This window comes from Pararhodobacter sp. SW119, assembly GCF_017811755.1.
GTDB lineage: Bacteria > Pseudomonadota > Alphaproteobacteria > Rhodobacterales > Rhodobacteraceae > Pararhodobacter.
Genome location: NZ_JADDJF010000007.1, coordinates 1 through 13,026, shown reverse-complemented (window position 1 = coordinate 13,026; position 13,026 = coordinate 1). Strand labels below are relative to the sequence as shown.

General features: G+C 67.6%; 13 protein-coding genes. 4 read left to right on the top strand and 9 right to left on the bottom strand.

Annotated elements, in window-relative coordinates; genetic code table 11:
- Window positions 1–145 precede the first annotated feature (145 nt).
- A complete protein-coding gene (locus IM708_RS06275; protein ID WP_209425485.1) occupies window positions 146–1,075 on the top strand; it encodes a class I fructose-bisphosphate aldolase in 930 nt (309 codons plus the stop codon).
- A 325-nt stretch (window positions 1,076–1,400) separates the two neighbouring features.
- On the opposite strand, the gene IM708_RS06270 is transcribed toward IM708_RS06275, so the two are convergent.
- The 8 genes from IM708_RS06270 to IM708_RS06235 all read right to left on the bottom strand — a co-directional run bounded on the left by IM708_RS06270 (window position 1,401) and on the right by IM708_RS06235 (window position 8,997).
- Window positions 1,401–1,958 (bottom strand): DNA-3-methyladenine glycosylase, encoded by a 558-nt coding sequence (locus tag IM708_RS06270; RefSeq protein ID WP_209425484.1) that lies wholly within the window; start codon window positions 1,956–1,958, stop codon window positions 1,401–1,403.
- Window positions 1,958–2,374 (bottom strand): secondary thiamine-phosphate synthase enzyme YjbQ, encoded by a 417-nt coding sequence (locus IM708_RS06265; RefSeq protein ID WP_209425483.1) that lies wholly within the window; start codon window positions 2,372–2,374, stop codon window positions 1,958–1,960. Before IM708_RS06265 ends, IM708_RS06270 begins: the two co-directional genes overlap by 1 nt.
- A gap of 42 nt (window positions 2,375–2,416) precedes the next feature.
- Entirely contained in the window at window positions 2,417–3,403 is a 987-nt protein-coding gene (locus IM708_RS06260; RefSeq protein ID WP_209425482.1) for an ABC transporter substrate-binding protein, read from the bottom strand.
- Window positions 3,404–3,438: 35 nt separating this feature from the next.
- Window positions 3,439–4,389, bottom strand: a complete 951-nt coding sequence (locus IM708_RS06255; RefSeq protein WP_209425481.1) for an ABC transporter permease — start codon at window positions 4,387–4,389, stop codon at window positions 3,439–3,441.
- Window positions 4,386–5,279, bottom strand: coding sequence for an ABC transporter permease (locus tag IM708_RS06250; RefSeq protein WP_209425480.1), 894 nt, complete (start codon window positions 5,277–5,279; stop codon window positions 4,386–4,388). Before IM708_RS06250 ends, IM708_RS06255 begins: the two co-directional genes overlap by 4 nt.
- A 102-nt stretch (window positions 5,280–5,381) precedes the next feature.
- Complete coding sequence (locus IM708_RS06245) at window positions 5,382–6,173, bottom strand: ABC transporter ATP-binding protein (RefSeq protein ID WP_209425479.1); 792 nt, start codon at window positions 6,171–6,173, stop codon at window positions 5,382–5,384.
- Entirely contained in the window at window positions 6,173–7,627 is a 1,455-nt protein-coding gene (hydA, locus tag IM708_RS06240; RefSeq protein ID WP_209425478.1) for a dihydropyrimidinase, read from the bottom strand. Before hydA ends, IM708_RS06245 begins: the two co-directional genes overlap by 1 nt.
- Window positions 7,628–7,746: 119 nt before the next feature.
- Window positions 7,747–8,997, bottom strand: a complete 1,251-nt coding sequence (locus tag IM708_RS06235; RefSeq protein WP_209425477.1) for a Zn-dependent hydrolase — start codon at window positions 8,995–8,997, stop codon at window positions 7,747–7,749.
- Window positions 8,998–9,226: 229 nt separating this feature from the next.
- Here IM708_RS06235 and IM708_RS06230 point away from each other — a divergent pair, with 229 nt between their 5' ends.
- Together IM708_RS06230 and IM708_RS06225 are read left to right on the top strand one after the other, a co-directional pair.
- Window positions 9,227–9,874 carry a TetR/AcrR family transcriptional regulator gene (locus tag IM708_RS06230; protein WP_209425476.1) on the top strand — a complete coding sequence of 216 codons (648 nt, stop codon included), beginning with the start codon at window positions 9,227–9,229 and terminating at the stop codon, window positions 9,872–9,874.
- Window positions 9,871–10,488 (top strand): TetR family transcriptional regulator C-terminal domain-containing protein, encoded by a 618-nt coding sequence (locus tag IM708_RS06225; protein ID WP_209425475.1) that lies wholly within the window; start codon window positions 9,871–9,873, stop codon window positions 10,486–10,488. Before IM708_RS06230 ends, IM708_RS06225 begins: the two co-directional genes overlap by 4 nt.
- Here IM708_RS06225 and IM708_RS06220 read toward each other — a convergent pair.
- Complete coding sequence (locus IM708_RS06220) at window positions 10,469–11,551, bottom strand: anhydro-N-acetylmuramic acid kinase (RefSeq protein ID WP_209425474.1); 1,083 nt, start codon at window positions 11,549–11,551, stop codon at window positions 10,469–10,471. The genes IM708_RS06225 and IM708_RS06220 overlap by 20 nt on opposite strands.
- Window positions 11,552–11,619: 68 nt before the next feature.
- Between IM708_RS06220 and tyrS the strand changes: the two genes are divergently transcribed.
- The gene (tyrS, locus tag IM708_RS06215) at window positions 11,620–12,873 is read left to right on the top strand and encodes a tyrosine--tRNA ligase (protein WP_209425473.1); all 1,254 of its coding nucleotides are present in this window, start codon (window positions 11,620–11,622) and stop codon (window positions 12,871–12,873) included.
- The last annotated feature ends 153 nt before the right edge of the window (window positions 12,874–13,026 follow it).

Sequence of the window (13,026 nt, the reverse complement as noted above, 5' to 3'; positions counted from 1 at the left end):
GGAGGAGCTGCGCGCCTTTTGCGTGGATCGCGCGCGGAAATCCCCGACTTTTACGGCCCGTCAGCGTTAACGGGCCGGCTTGGGCATTGTCGCGCGGTCCCGCGGCCAGTAATCCTGCCCCATGAATCCATAACAGGAGCCCGTGATGCGCGCGACCAGAACCGTTCAGAAGATCCTGTCCAACTACGAGGGCGACACGCCGGGCGTGAAGGCCAACCTCTGCCGGATGCTGATGCACGGCAAGCTGGGCGGCACCGGCAAGATGATCATCCTGCCGGTCGACCAGGGGTTCGAACACGGCCCCGCGCGCAGCTTCGCCGCGAACCCCGCCGCCTACGACCCGCATTACCACTACCAGTTGGCCATCGACGCGGGGCTCAACGCCTATGCCGCCCCCCTGGGCATGATCGAGGCCGGCGCCGACACCTATGCCGGGCAGATCCCGACGATCCTGAAATGCAACTCGGCCAACTCGCTGATGTCGGACACCGCCGGCAAGAACCAGGCGATCACCGCGGGCGTCGACGATGCGCTGCGGCTGGGATGCGCGGCGATCGGCTTCACGGTCTATCCGGGCTCGGACATGGGGCTGGAGATGTTCGAGGAGATCAGCGCCATGCGCGAGGAGGCCGCGGCGAAGGGCGTGGCGACGGTGATCTGGTCCTATCCGCGCGGCGAGGCGCTGACCAAGGATGGCGAGACGGCCATCGACATCGCGGCCTATGCGGCGCAGATTGCGGCGCTCCTTGGCGCGCATGTCATCAAGATCAAGCTCTCGACCGACCATCTGGAACTGCCCGAGGCAAAGAAGGTCTACGAGGCGCAGAAGATCGACGTCGCCAGCCAGGCGGCGCGGGTGGCGCATTGCATGCAGGCGGCGTTCAACGGGCGGCGGATCGTGGTCTTTTCGGGCGGCGCCAAGACGGGCTCCGACGCGGTCTTCGAGAACGCGCGTGCGATCCGCGACGGCGGCGGCAACGGCTCGATCATCGGGCGCAACAGTTTTCAGCGCCCGCGCGAGGAGGCGCTGGAGATGCTGGCCAAGCTGATCGAGATCTACCGGGGCAAGGCCTGAGGAAGCGGTCCCGCCGAGGGATGTGCGCGCGCGCACATTCCGCCAAGTCTCTGGTTTATTGCGATAAAAGTCGTGATCGTAATCAGAAATTAACCACTGCAAACGCGCCAAGGGCAAGATCAGAATTGGCCCCGGCGGCCCAGTTGCCGTCTTTGGCAAATGACGCCGCCAAGACGGCAGCGCGGGGGTCCGACAATCGCGGCCCGGCCTTTTCGCCGCGCCGCAGGCGCGGCGCCCGGCCCAACGCGAGGAAGGTTGTGCGCAGCACAACCTGACGAGGGGCGGGAGCCACGTGGAGTCCCCACCCCGCGACTGAGGCGCCCGATCAGCGGAAAGGTCGGCTGAGATAGGCCGAGCCCTTCATCCCGAAGCGGCGTGGCCAGTCGGCGGCGCGGGTGATGCCGATGCGCGGGCCGACCAGCAGATCGGCGGATGCACCGGGGCGGATGCAGAAATCGGGTGCATCGAACGGCGTGTGGTTGTCCTCGGGTCCCACCGCCAGCGCTTGCCCGACCCGGCCCGGCCCAGACGCGATCAGGCGCGGCCGGTCGGTGCCGCGCCGTTCCTGCATCCTCGCGATGCCGAAGCGCGGCTCGAAGGCGCGGATCAGCACGCCGTGGCCGGCGCCGCAGACCACGTTCAGGCACCAGTGGATCCCGTAGGAGCGGTAGACATAAGCCCGCCCGCCGGGGCCGAACATGGCGGCGTTGCGCTTGTTAGGGCCGCGGTGGCTGTGCGAGGAGGGGTCGCCCGGATCATAGGCCTCGGTCTCGGTGATGATGCCACCGCAACCGCGCAGGATCAGTTCCGTGCCGATTAGGTCGGGCGCGACCGCGGTCGCCGGGCGTTCGAACCAGTCTTGCGGAAGCATCGGGGGCGGCATCAGCGCAGCATCGCGACCACCTCGCGCCGGTGCGGGCGGGTGCGGTGTTCGACCAGATAGACGCCCTGCCAGGTGCCAAGCGCCAGGCGGCCGCCGATGACGGGGATCTGCAGGCTGGTGGGCAGGAGTGCCGCCTTGATATGCGCCGGCATGTCGTCGGGCCCTTCCTGACGGTGGCGCAGATAGGCCATCGCAGGGTCGTCGGCTTGCGGCACCAGCCGGTCGAGGAAACCGAGCAGGTCGTCCTGCACCTCGGGCGCGGCGTTCTCCTGGATCAGAAGGCTGGCCGAGGTGTGACGGATGAACAGCGTCAGCAGCCCCTCGCCCGTGCCATTCTGGCCGACCCAGCCGCGCAGTTGGTCGGTGAATTCGTAAAGGCCGGGGCCGCGTGTCTCGATGGTCAGTGTGGTGTGCATGAAAGATGCGGCCGGGGTTGCCCCCGGCCGTCAGGATCGGGTTCAGTCGAAGGCGGCGTCGGTCACCGCGTGGGTCCAGGCGCCCTCGGGCTCCTGACGGATGACCGGGTCGGAGCCGCCGCCCAGCAGCGTCGCCACCGTGCTCTCATAGGCCTCGACATCCAGCACGCCCGTCGCGCCCTCGGTCAGTTTCGCGATCTCTCGCACCATGCGGATCTGGTGCTCTTCGGTCTGCGCCCCGGTCTCGTCATAGTCGAGCACGATCATCGCCGCCTCGTCGGGGTTCTCCTCCGCCCAGCGCCAGCCGCGCATCGAGGCACGCACGAAGCGGGCCATCTTGTCAACGAAGGCGGGATCCTCGAGATTCTCTTCGAAGACGTAGAGGCCGTCCTCCAAGGTGGCGACGCCATAGTCCGAATAGCGGAACAAGGTGATTTCCTCGGGCGTGATGCCGGCGTCGATGACCTGCCAGTATTCATTGTAGGTCATCGTGGTGACGCAATCGGCCTGCCGCTGCAGGAGCGGGTCCACGTTGAACCCGATGCGCAGGATCTCGACCCCGTCCTCGCCGCCGTCGGTGGGAATTTCCAGCTGCGACAGCCAATTCAGAAGCGGAATCTCGTTGCCGAAATACCAGGTGCCGATCCGATGCCCGCGGAAATCCTCGGGTTCGGTGATCCCGGCATCGGCCCAGCATGTCAGCATCAGTCCGGACCGCGCGAAGGGCTGCGCGATGTTGACCACCGGCGCGCCCTGTTCGCGCGCGGCCAGTGCCGACGGCAGCCAGTCAACCATGACATCGGCACCCCCACCCATCAGCACCTGCACCGGCGCGATGTCGGGGCCGCCGGGGCGGATGGTGACATCGAGCCCCTCTTCCTCGTAGAAGCCCTGGTCCAGCGCAACGTAGTAGCCGGCGAACTGGCCTTGCGTGACCCATTTCAGTTGCAGCGTTACCTCGTCCATGGCGTGCGCCGCGCCCGCGGTCAGCGCGAAGGCCGCCACCATACTCGTCAGTTTAACAGTCATTCAGTCACCTCCTTGTTGGCCGGAATGCCCGGCAATTACCTGCCACGCTGCGACGGGTGCCAGAAGGTCACCCGCCGTTCGAGCAGAGCCCAGAAACCGTAGAAAGTCGAGCCCACGAGGGCCGCCACCGCGATCTCGGCCCAGACCATGTCGAGCTGCAAGCGCCCCACCTCGGTCGAGATGCGAAAGCCCATGCCGCGGGTGGGCGAGCCGAAGAATTCGGCGACGATCGCCCCGATCAGCGCCAGCGTTGCCGAGATTTTCAGCCCGTTGAAGATGAAGGGCATGGCTGCGGGCAGGCGCAGGGTCAGAAGCGTCTGCGCCCAGCTGGCGGAATAGGTGCGCATGAGGTCGCGCTGCATCGCCTCTGTCGCGGCGAGGCCCTGCACGGTGTTGACCAGCATCGGGAAGAAGACCATGGCGACGACAACCGCGGCCTTCGACGGCCAGTCGAAGCCGAACCACATGACCATGATCGGCGCGGTGCCGATGATCGGCAGCGCGGCGAGGAAGTTGCCGACCGGCAGCAGCCCCCGGCGCAGGAAGTCGAAGCGGTCGACGACGAGGGCGAAGAGGATCGCCGCACCCGTGCCGATGGCGAAGCCCGAGAGCGCGCCCTTGAAGAAGGTCTGCACCACGTCAGTCCAGAGCGTGTCGGTCGAGGTCATGATCCGCGCCCCGATCATCGAGGGCGGCGGCAGGATGACGCGGGGCACCTCGTAAAGGCGGGTGGCGAGTTCCCAGAGGCCGATCAGCGTGACGCCGAAAAGGACCGCGACCAGCGCGCGGATGCGGGACCCCGGGTAAGCCGCGACCAGCCAGGCGTTGACCGCCCAGGCGCCGAGCCAAATCGCCAGCAGGAGCAGAAGCCGCGCATCGGGCGCGCCGGCGGCGGGCAGGCGCAGGGCAAGGACGGCCGCGATCAGCGCTGCAGTGACCAGGATCGGGCGCGCCCAGGCCGGGGTGGCTGACCAGGCGGCGGTCATTGCGCCAGCCCCATGCGTTTCAGTGTCGTGCGCTGGACCCAACCGATGATGCCCACCAGCACCGCCGCCAGGATCGCCGCCCCGAAAAGCGCCGCCCAGATCTGCACCGTCTGCCCGTAGTAGCTGCCCGACAGAAGCCGGACGCCAAGGCCGCCTTGCTGGACTGGCAGTTCGCCGACGATGGTGCCGACGAGGGCAGCGGCGATGCCGATCTTCATCGAGGCGAAGAAATACGGCATCGACGACGGCAGGCGGAGTTTCAGAAAGCCCTGCACGCCGCTGGCATTCCAGGTCTTCATCTGGTCGAGCTGCATCGCGTCGGGCGCGCGCAGGCCCTTGACCATGCCGACGACGACCGGGAAGAAGCTGAGATAGGCCGCGATGATCGATTTCGGGATCAGCCCGGTGATGCCGACCGAGTTCAGCACCACGATGATCATCGGCGCCAGCGCGATGATCGGGATGGTCTGGCTGGCGATCGCCCAGGGCATCACGCTGGCGTCCATCGCCCGGTTGTAGACGATGCCGATGGCGAGAAGTACGCCCAGCCCGGTGCCGATCAGAAAGCCCAGCATCGTCGCCGACAGCGTGACCCAGCCGTGCCAGACGAGGCTGCGGTTGGACAGCGACCCGGTGTTCCACCAGCCACGGCGGCCGTGGCGTTCCTCCACCCAGGTCGACTCCCAAAGCTCGGCCACGACCTGGTGCGGCGCCGGCAGGCGGGGTCGGTCCTGCGCCATGGTCCGGGCAACGAGGTCGCCGAAGGCCAGTTCGGTGCCGGCCCGCGCGGCCTGATCCCGCTCCCACTGCGCGTTCATCGGCACGACGGCGACATACCAGGCCGCGATCAGCGCGAGGGCGACGGTGAGGACGGGCAGCAGGTTTCTCATGCCGGCCTCGGTGGCGCGGGTGGGGTATGGGGGGCGCTGCCCCCCGTCCCCTTGCAGGGACTCCCCCCGGGATATTTCAGGACAGATGAAGGCGGAGCAGACTCAGTCATCGACGTGGCCCGCCCGGAGCCCCTCGCGGACGCGGTGGGCGATGTCGATGAACTCGCGGCTGTCGCGGATATCCAGCGGGCGCTCGCGCGGCAGGGGGCTGTCGATCACGTCGGTGATGCGCCCCGGGCGGGGGGACATGACGACGATCTTGGTCGACAGGTAGACCGCCTCGGGGATCGAGTGGGTGACGAAACCGATGGTCTTTTCGGTCCGCGCCCAGAGCTTCAGCAACTCCTCGTTCAGGCGGTCGCGCACGATTTCGTCCAGGGCGCCGAAGGGTTCGTCCATCAGCAGGATGTCGGCATCGAAGGCCAGCGCGCGAGCGATGGAGGCGCGCTGCTGCATGCCCCCCGAGAGCTGCCAGGGAAACTTCTTCTCGAACCCGGTCAACTCCACCAGTTCCAGCACCCGGCGCGCGCGTTCGGCGCGCTCAGCGCGGGAATAGCCCATGATCTCCAGCGGCAGCTTCACGTTGCCCTCGATCGTGCGCCAGGGGTAGAGGCCCGCGGCCTGGAACACGTAGCCATAGGCGCGGGCACGGCGGGCGTCCCCGGGCGACATGCCGTTGACGGTGATCGTGCCTTCGGTCGGTGCTTCCAGATCCGCGATCACGCGCAGGAAGGTCGTCTTGCCGCAGCCCGACGGGCCGATGAAGCTGACGAATTCGCCCTTGTGGATCGTGAGGTCGATGTCCTTGAGCGCATGCACCGGGCCGTCGGCCGTCCGGAAGGTCAGGCCCAGTCCCTGCGCCGCGATCACCGGCACCAGTGAGGCGTCGCGCATCAGACCCCCGTCGCGGGAATGCCGGTGCGGGTGACCGGCCGCGGCGCGGTCAGATCCTTCCACTGGCTTAGCGCGCGGTTGACGGCGGGGCGCGCCTCGCGGCCGACGAACTGGCCGTGGCCTTCCTCGGTGCGCATGTCGCCGTCATGGACCGCGACCTTGCCGCGGGTCAGGGTGAAGCGCGGCAGGCCCTTGACCTTCTTGCCCTCGAAGACGTTGTAGTCGATGGCCGACTGCTGGGTGCCGGCGGTGATCGTCTTCTCCTTCTCGGGGTCCCAGACGACCAGGTCGGCGTCCGAGCCGACGCGCACCGCGCCCTTCTGCGGGTAGAGGTTGAAGATCTTCGCCGCGTTGGTCGAGGTCAACGCGACGAATTCGTTGGGGGTCAGCCGCCCGGTGCCCACCCCATGCGTCCAGAGCATGGGCATCCGGTCCTCCAGCCCGCCGGTGCCGTTGGGGATCTTGGAGAAATCACCGAGACCGAAGCGCTTCTGCTCGGTGGTGAAGGCGCAATGGTCGGTGGCGACGACCGAGAGCGAGCCCGCCTGCAGCCCGGCCCAGAGGCTGTCCTGATGCATCTTGTTGCGGAAGGGCGGCGACATCACGCGACGGGCGGCGTGGTCCCAGTCGGCGTGGAAGTATTCGCTCTCGTCAAGCGTCAAGTGCTGGATCAGGGGCTCACCGAAGACGCGCTTGCCCTGCTGGCGGGCGCGGCGGACCGCCTCGTGGCTGTCCTCGCAGCTGACATGGACGACATAGAGCGGCACGCCGGCCGTGTCGGCGATCATGATGGCGCGGTTGGTGGCCTCGCCCTCGACCTGCGGCGGGCGGGAATAGGCGTGACCTTCGGGGCCCGAGTTGCCCTCGGCCAGAAGTTTCGCGGTGAGTTCGGCCACGACATCGCCGTTCTCGGCATGGACCATGGCCAGCCCGCCGACATCGCCGACGCGGCGGAAGCTGGCGAAAAGCTCGTCGTCGTTGACCATCAGCGCGCCCTTGTAGGCGAGGAAATGCTTGAAGCTGGTGATCCCGGCATTCGCGCTTTCCTCGATTCCCTTCCAGACCTCCTCGCCCCACCAGGTGATCGCCATGTGATAGGAGTAGTCGCAGTTGGCGCGGGTGGACTTGTTGTGCCACATCTTCACCGCGTCCATCAGCCCCTGGCCCTGGCCCGGCAGGACGAAATCGACGACCATCGTGGTGCCGCCCGCCAAGGCGGCGCGCGTGCCGCTTTCGAAGTCGTCGGTGGAATAGGTGCCCATGAAGGGCATCTCCAGGTGCGTATGCGGGTCGATGCCGCCGGGCATGACGTAGCAGCCGGTGGCATCCAGTTCGCTGTCGCCCGACAGGTTCGGCCCGATCTCGACGATCTTGCCGCCCTCGACCTTCACATCGGCGGCGTAGGTCAGATCGTGGGTGACGATCGTGCCGTTGCGGATGACGGTGCTTGCCATTCTCTACTCCCTGTCGGGGCCTCGGCCCTCTCTGATTGCGGGTTTGGTCCGCGGGGTTCCAAGGGGGGCGCGCCGCCCCCCTTGGCGGGGGGTGCGGGGGGCTGGCCCCCCGCGGCCCGCTAGTCCACGATCTCCGCGGTTTCGAGGACGGCGTGCAGCAACACATCGGTGCCCGCCGCCGCCCAATCCTTGCTGATGTCCTCGGCCTCGTTGTGGCTCAGCCCATCCACGCAAGGACACATGATCATCGCCGTGGGCGCCACGCGATTGATCCAGCAGGCGTCGTGCCCCGCGCCCGAGACGATGTCCATGTAGCTGTAGCCCAGCCGCTCCGCCGCGCCGCGCAGGCGCCCCAGCAGCGTCTCGTCAAAGGCCGGCGGGTCGAACTGGCCGGCGATCTCGGCCTTGAACTTCACCCCGATATCGGCGCAGACGCCCGGCGCGTTTTCCAGGAACTCGGCCACCATCTCTTCCAGCGTCTCCAGCACGTGGGAGCGGAAATCGACCGTGAAGACCACCTTCTCGGGGATGATGTTGCGGCTGTTGGGATAGACATCGATATGCCCGATGGCGCCCACGGCGTTGGGCTGGCGGGCGATGGCGATCTCGTGCACCAGTTCGGTCACGCGCGCCAGCGCGCGGCCCGCGTTGCGGCGCATGTACATCGGGGTTGAGCCGGTATGCTGGCCCTTGCCGGTCACCGTGCATTCGATCCACCTGAGGCCCTGGCCATGGGTGACGATGCCCACATCCTTGCCCTCGGCTTCAAGGATCGGACCCTGCTCGATATGCAGCTCGAAGAAGGCGCGCATCTTGCGTGCGCCCACCTTCTCCTCGCCCTTCCAGCCGATGCGGTCCAGCTCGTCCCCGAAGCGCTTGCCCTTGGCGTCCACGCGGTTGTAGGCCCAATCTTGGTCGATCACGCCCGCAAAGACGCCCGAGGCCAGCATCGCCGGCGCGAACCGCGTGCCTTCCTCGTTCGTCCAGTTGGTGACCACGATCGGGTGTTTCGTCCGGACGCCGAGGTCGTTGAGCGTGCGCACGATCTCCAACCCGCCCAGAACCCCCAGCACCCCGTCATAGCGCCCACCGGTGGGCTGCGTATCCAGATGGCTGCCGACGTAGACCGGCAGCGCTTCCGGGTCTTCACCCGGGCGGGTGGCGAACATCGTCCCCATCTCGTCGACGCCAACCGCTAGGCCCGCCGCCTCGCACCACTTCCGAAACAGCGCGCGACCCTCGGCATCCGCATCGGTTAGCGTCTGGCGGTTGTTGCCGCCAGCCACGCCCGGGCCGATCTCGGCCATCTCATGGATCGAATCCCAGAGGCGGTCGGCATCGATTCGCATGTTGGCAGCGGGTGCGTTCATGTCTCTCTCCTGTGGTTCGAGGTGGTCTGCCGCCACCCTCGCCTTCGATCACGCCCGCCGGCGTCCCGGGCTTCCGCACCCGGGATATCCTGCAACCACGATACACGACCGGGCTTCAATTGGCATGGTCTTCCAGTATAACCGGGCGACGGACGGGTTTCACGGCGAAGCCGACGCTAGCAGGCCTGACCATTCAGTCAAGTTCATTCGGAAGGCCCGGAAATCGCCCATGGCTAAGGCGGAACACGCTGAGAGACAAGGCAACCGGGCCGGCGCGCGCGAGGAAACGGAGCGCGCGATTCTCGATGCGGCCGAGCGGGTCTTTGCGGAGGCAGGTTTCGGCGGCGCGACGATGCAGGCGATCGCGGATCTCTGCGCCCTGCCGAAAGCCAACCTGCACTACTATTTCGCCTCGAAGAAGCAACTCTACCGCCGGGTGGTCGAGCGCATCTTCCTGGTCTGGCTGGAGGCCGCGGACAGTTTCGAAAGCTCGGCCACGCCCGAGGTCGCGCTGCGTCGCTACATCACCCGCAAGATGGACCTGTCGCGCGCGCACAGGTATGGATCGAAGGTCTGGGCGAACGAGGTGATGCATGGCGCGCCGATCATCCAGGACTTCCTCGAATCGACGCTGCGGGAATGGACCGAATCGCGGGTTCGGGTGATCCGCCGCTGGATCGCCGCGGGCGAGATGCGGGAGGTCGATCCGCGGTGGCTGCTCTACATGATCTGGGCGACGACGCAGCATTACGCCGACTTCGCCCACCAGATCGAGACGCTGAACGACGGCCCGCTGTCCGACGCGCAGTGGGACGCGGCGACAGAGACGGTCTGCGGCATCATCCTGCGCGGCATCGGCATCGGGGCGGGGCGATGACGACGCGCATCCAGAAACGCAACCGCCGGCGTATCCTCGACGCCGCGCTGGAAGTGTTTTCGGCGCAGGGGTTCCGCGGCGCGACGCTGGACCAGATCGCGGTCGAGGCGGGACTGTCGAAACCCAACCTGCTCTATTACTTCGACAGCAAGGAATCGATCCACGCGGCGCTGCTGGGCGCGTTGCTCGCCACCTGGATCGATCCGCTCAAGGCGATCGATCCCGCCGGCGATCCACGGGCCGAGATCATGTCCTACATGCGCCACAAGCTTCAGATGGCCGGTGAGTTTCCGCGCGAAAGCCGCTTGTTTGCAAACGAGATCCTGCAGGGCGCCCCGCGGATGTCCGGCTTCATCTCGACCGACCTGAAGGCGCTGGTCGAGGATCGCGTGCGCGTGATCCAGGGTTGGGTCGCGGCCGGGCGGCTGGCGCCGATCGATCCCTATCACCTGATCTTCTCGATCTGGGCGCTGACGCAGCACTATGCCGATTTCGATGCGCAGATCCGCCTGCTCCGCGACGGCGCTGACCCGCTGGACGGGGCCGAGGCGTTTCTGGAAATGCTGTTCGAGCGGCTTCTGACGCCGGTTCCCGTCACGCAGGCGGACGGCTGATGCGTCCGCCGCGGGTCGGCGCCGCGACCCCCGTGGTCCCCGGCGCCGACAACGGCAGGTCGCGCAGGACCCGCGCCGCGAGATAGGCGAAGGCCTGCGCCTCGATCATGTCGCCGTCCAGGTCCGCCGCCTCGACCGGGGCCACCGGGCAGGGCAGGCGCGCGGCAAGCTGCGCCATCAGCGCCCGGTTGTGCCGCCCGCCGCCGCAGACCAGCACGCGCTGGGGCGGCACCGGGAAATGGTCGAACGCGCGCGCCACCCCCTCGGCCACCGCGGCGGCCAGGGTCGCCAGAGCGTCAGCGGGCGCCAGCCCCGACACGTCCGGCGCCGGCGCTGCCCGGTCGAGCGATTTGGGCGGGGCGAGCGCGAAGAACGGATCGGTCGCGAATTCCGCCAGCCGTGCCACAACCGGGCGCCCGGACAGCGCCTGCGCGCCCCCTTCGTCGCGCGGCTGGGCCAGGATGGCGGCGGCGTAGTCGTCCATCGGCGCGTTGCCCGGCCCGCAGTCGAAGGCGCGGCAGGCGGTTTCGGGCGCCGGGTCGGTCGGGTCCACCCAGGTCACGTTCGCCACGCCGCCGATGTTGAGGAACACCAGCGGCGCTTCAGCCCCCATCCAGCGCGCCAGCGCGTGGTGGTAGAAGGGGGCCAGCGGCGCCCCCTGCCCGCCCGCCGCCACGTCGGCGCTGCGGAAATCCCAGGCCACCGGCCGGCCCGACTCCGACGCCAGCCGCGCGCCCGACCCGGCCTGATGCGTCCCGCGCCGGCCGGGATCATGCGCCAGCGTCTGGCCGTGAAAGCCCACCAGGTCGACCGCGTCGAACCCCGCCAGCAGGTCCGCATGTGCAGCCTCGACCACCCGCGCCGCGGCGTCGGCCGGCGCCGCACCCTGCCAGGTGCCCAGGGCCGCACGCAGAACCGCACGCTCGGCCTCGGAATAGGGGCGATAGGCGCTGGGGCCGAAGCCGAGGATTGCCTCGCCGTCGGTCTCCAGCACCGCCGCGTCCACCCCGTCGAGCGAAGTGCCCGACATCATCCCTAAGACCCGCAGCCTGTCCGCGTGCATCGGTTCTTTTCCTCCACCTTGCCTTCGGTCTATAGACACGCGAGCCGCAGACCGGGACAAGTGACAAAATGACCTACCGCCCCAAGTCGGATTTCCTGACCACGATCATCGCGCGCGGATTCCTCGCCGACTGCACCGACATGCAGGGCCTGGACGAGGCGCTGATGAAGGGCACCGTGCCGGCCTATATCGGCTATGACGCGACGGCGAAATCGCTGCATGTAGGGCATCTGCTGAACATCATGCTGCTGCGCTGGCTGCAGAAGACCGGGCACAAGCCGATCACGCTGATGGGCGGCGGCACGACCAAGGTGGGCGATCCGTCCTTCCGGGCCGAGGAGCGGCCGCTGCTGGGCCCCGATCAGATCGCCGCCAATATCGACGGCATGCAGCAGGTCTTCGCGAAATACCTGGGCTACGGCGACGCCGCGGGTGACGCCCTCATGCTGAACAACGCCGAATGGCTGGACGGGTTGAACTACCTGGAATTCCTGCGCGACATCGGGCGGCATTTCAGCGTCAACCGGATGCTGAGCTTCGAAAGCGTCAAGTCGCGGCTGGACCGGGAACAGTCGCTCAGCTTTCTGGAATTCAACTACATGATACTGCAGGCATACGACTTCCTGGAAATCCACCGCCGCCATGGCTGCCTGCTGCAGATGGGCGGGTCGGACCAGTGGGGCAATATCGTCAACGGCGTGGACCTGACGCGGCGGGTGGCGGACCGCCAAGTCTTCGGGCTGACGACGCCCCTGCTGACCACCTCGGACGGGCGGAAGATGGGCAAGTCGGCCGGCGGGGCGATCTGGCTCAATGCCGAGATGCTGAGCCCCTACGAGTTCTGGCAGTTCTGGCGCAACACGACCGATGCCGATGTCGGGCGCTTCCTGAAGCTCTACACCGAACTGCCGGTCGACGAATGCGATCGGCTGGGTGCGCTCGGCGGCGCCGAGATCAACGACGCCAAGGTCCGGATGGCCAACGAGGTCACGCGCCTCTGCCACGGGGCAGAGGCCGCGACGACCGCCGAGTCGACGGCGCGCGACGTCTTTGAACAGGGCGGGACGGGCGAGGATCTGCCGCGCATCGCGCTGAGCACGTCCGAGGCCGCCGAGGGCGTGTCGGTCGCGCAGCTTTTCGTGCGCGCGGGGCTGGCGAAATCGGGCAAGGACGCGCGGCGTCTGATCGCCGAGGGGGGCGCGCGCCTCAACGACGCGCCGCTGAGCGATGCCGGGCTGATGATCCGCGCCGGCGACCTGGCCGAGCCGGTCAAGCTGACCGCCGGGCGCAAGCGCCATGCGCTGGTCGCCCTGGAGGGGTGAGCGGCGAAGCCGCCCCCGCGGAGAGGAAAAAGGGCCGCTGCGCAATTTGCGCAGAGGCCCTATCCATCTGATAAATCTATGAAAGAGAAAATTTGTTAACCTGATCGCATACTACACGACTCTTGGATTTTTTCGCAGTTTGGAGGTTAAGTT

Bases quoted from the DNA above. Each gene is read 5' to 3' on its own strand.
- IM708_RS06275 (WP_209425485.1), top strand. From the start codon at position 146: ATGCGCGCGACCAGAACCGTTCAGAAGATCCTGTCCAACTACGAGGGC.
- IM708_RS06260 (WP_209425482.1), bottom strand. From the start codon at position 3,403: ATGACTGTTAAACTGACGAGTATGGTGGCGGCCTTCGCGCTGACCGCG.
- hydA (WP_209425478.1), bottom strand. From the start codon at position 7,627: ATGGCAAGCACCGTCATCCGCAACGGCACGATCGTCACCCACGATCTG.
- IM708_RS06225 (WP_209425475.1), top strand. From the start codon at position 9,871: ATGACGACGCGCATCCAGAAACGCAACCGCCGGCGTATCCTCGACGCC.
- tyrS (WP_209425473.1), top strand. From the start codon at position 11,620: ATGACCTACCGCCCCAAGTCGGATTTCCTGACCACGATCATCGCGCGC.
- IM708_RS06245 (WP_209425479.1), bottom strand. From the start codon at position 6,173: ATGCGCGACGCCTCACTGGTGCCGGTGATCGCGGCGCAGGGACTGGGC.
- IM708_RS06255 (WP_209425481.1), bottom strand. From the start codon at position 4,389: ATGACCGCCGCCTGGTCAGCCACCCCGGCCTGGGCGCGCCCGATCCTG.
- IM708_RS06265 (WP_209425483.1), bottom strand. From the start codon at position 2,374: ATGCACACCACACTGACCATCGAGACACGCGGCCCCGGCCTTTACGAA.
- IM708_RS06220 (WP_209425474.1), bottom strand. From the start codon at position 11,551: ATGCACGCGGACAGGCTGCGGGTCTTAGGGATGATGTCGGGCACTTCG.
- IM708_RS06235 (WP_209425477.1), bottom strand. From the start codon at position 8,997: ATGAACGCACCCGCTGCCAACATGCGAATCGATGCCGACCGCCTCTGG.
- IM708_RS06230 (WP_209425476.1), top strand. From the start codon at position 9,227: ATGGCTAAGGCGGAACACGCTGAGAGACAAGGCAACCGGGCCGGCGCG.
- IM708_RS06270 (WP_209425484.1), bottom strand. From the start codon at position 1,958: ATGCCGCCCCCGATGCTTCCGCAAGACTGGTTCGAACGCCCGGCGACC.
- IM708_RS06250 (WP_209425480.1), bottom strand. From the start codon at position 5,279: ATGAGAAACCTGCTGCCCGTCCTCACCGTCGCCCTCGCGCTGATCGCG.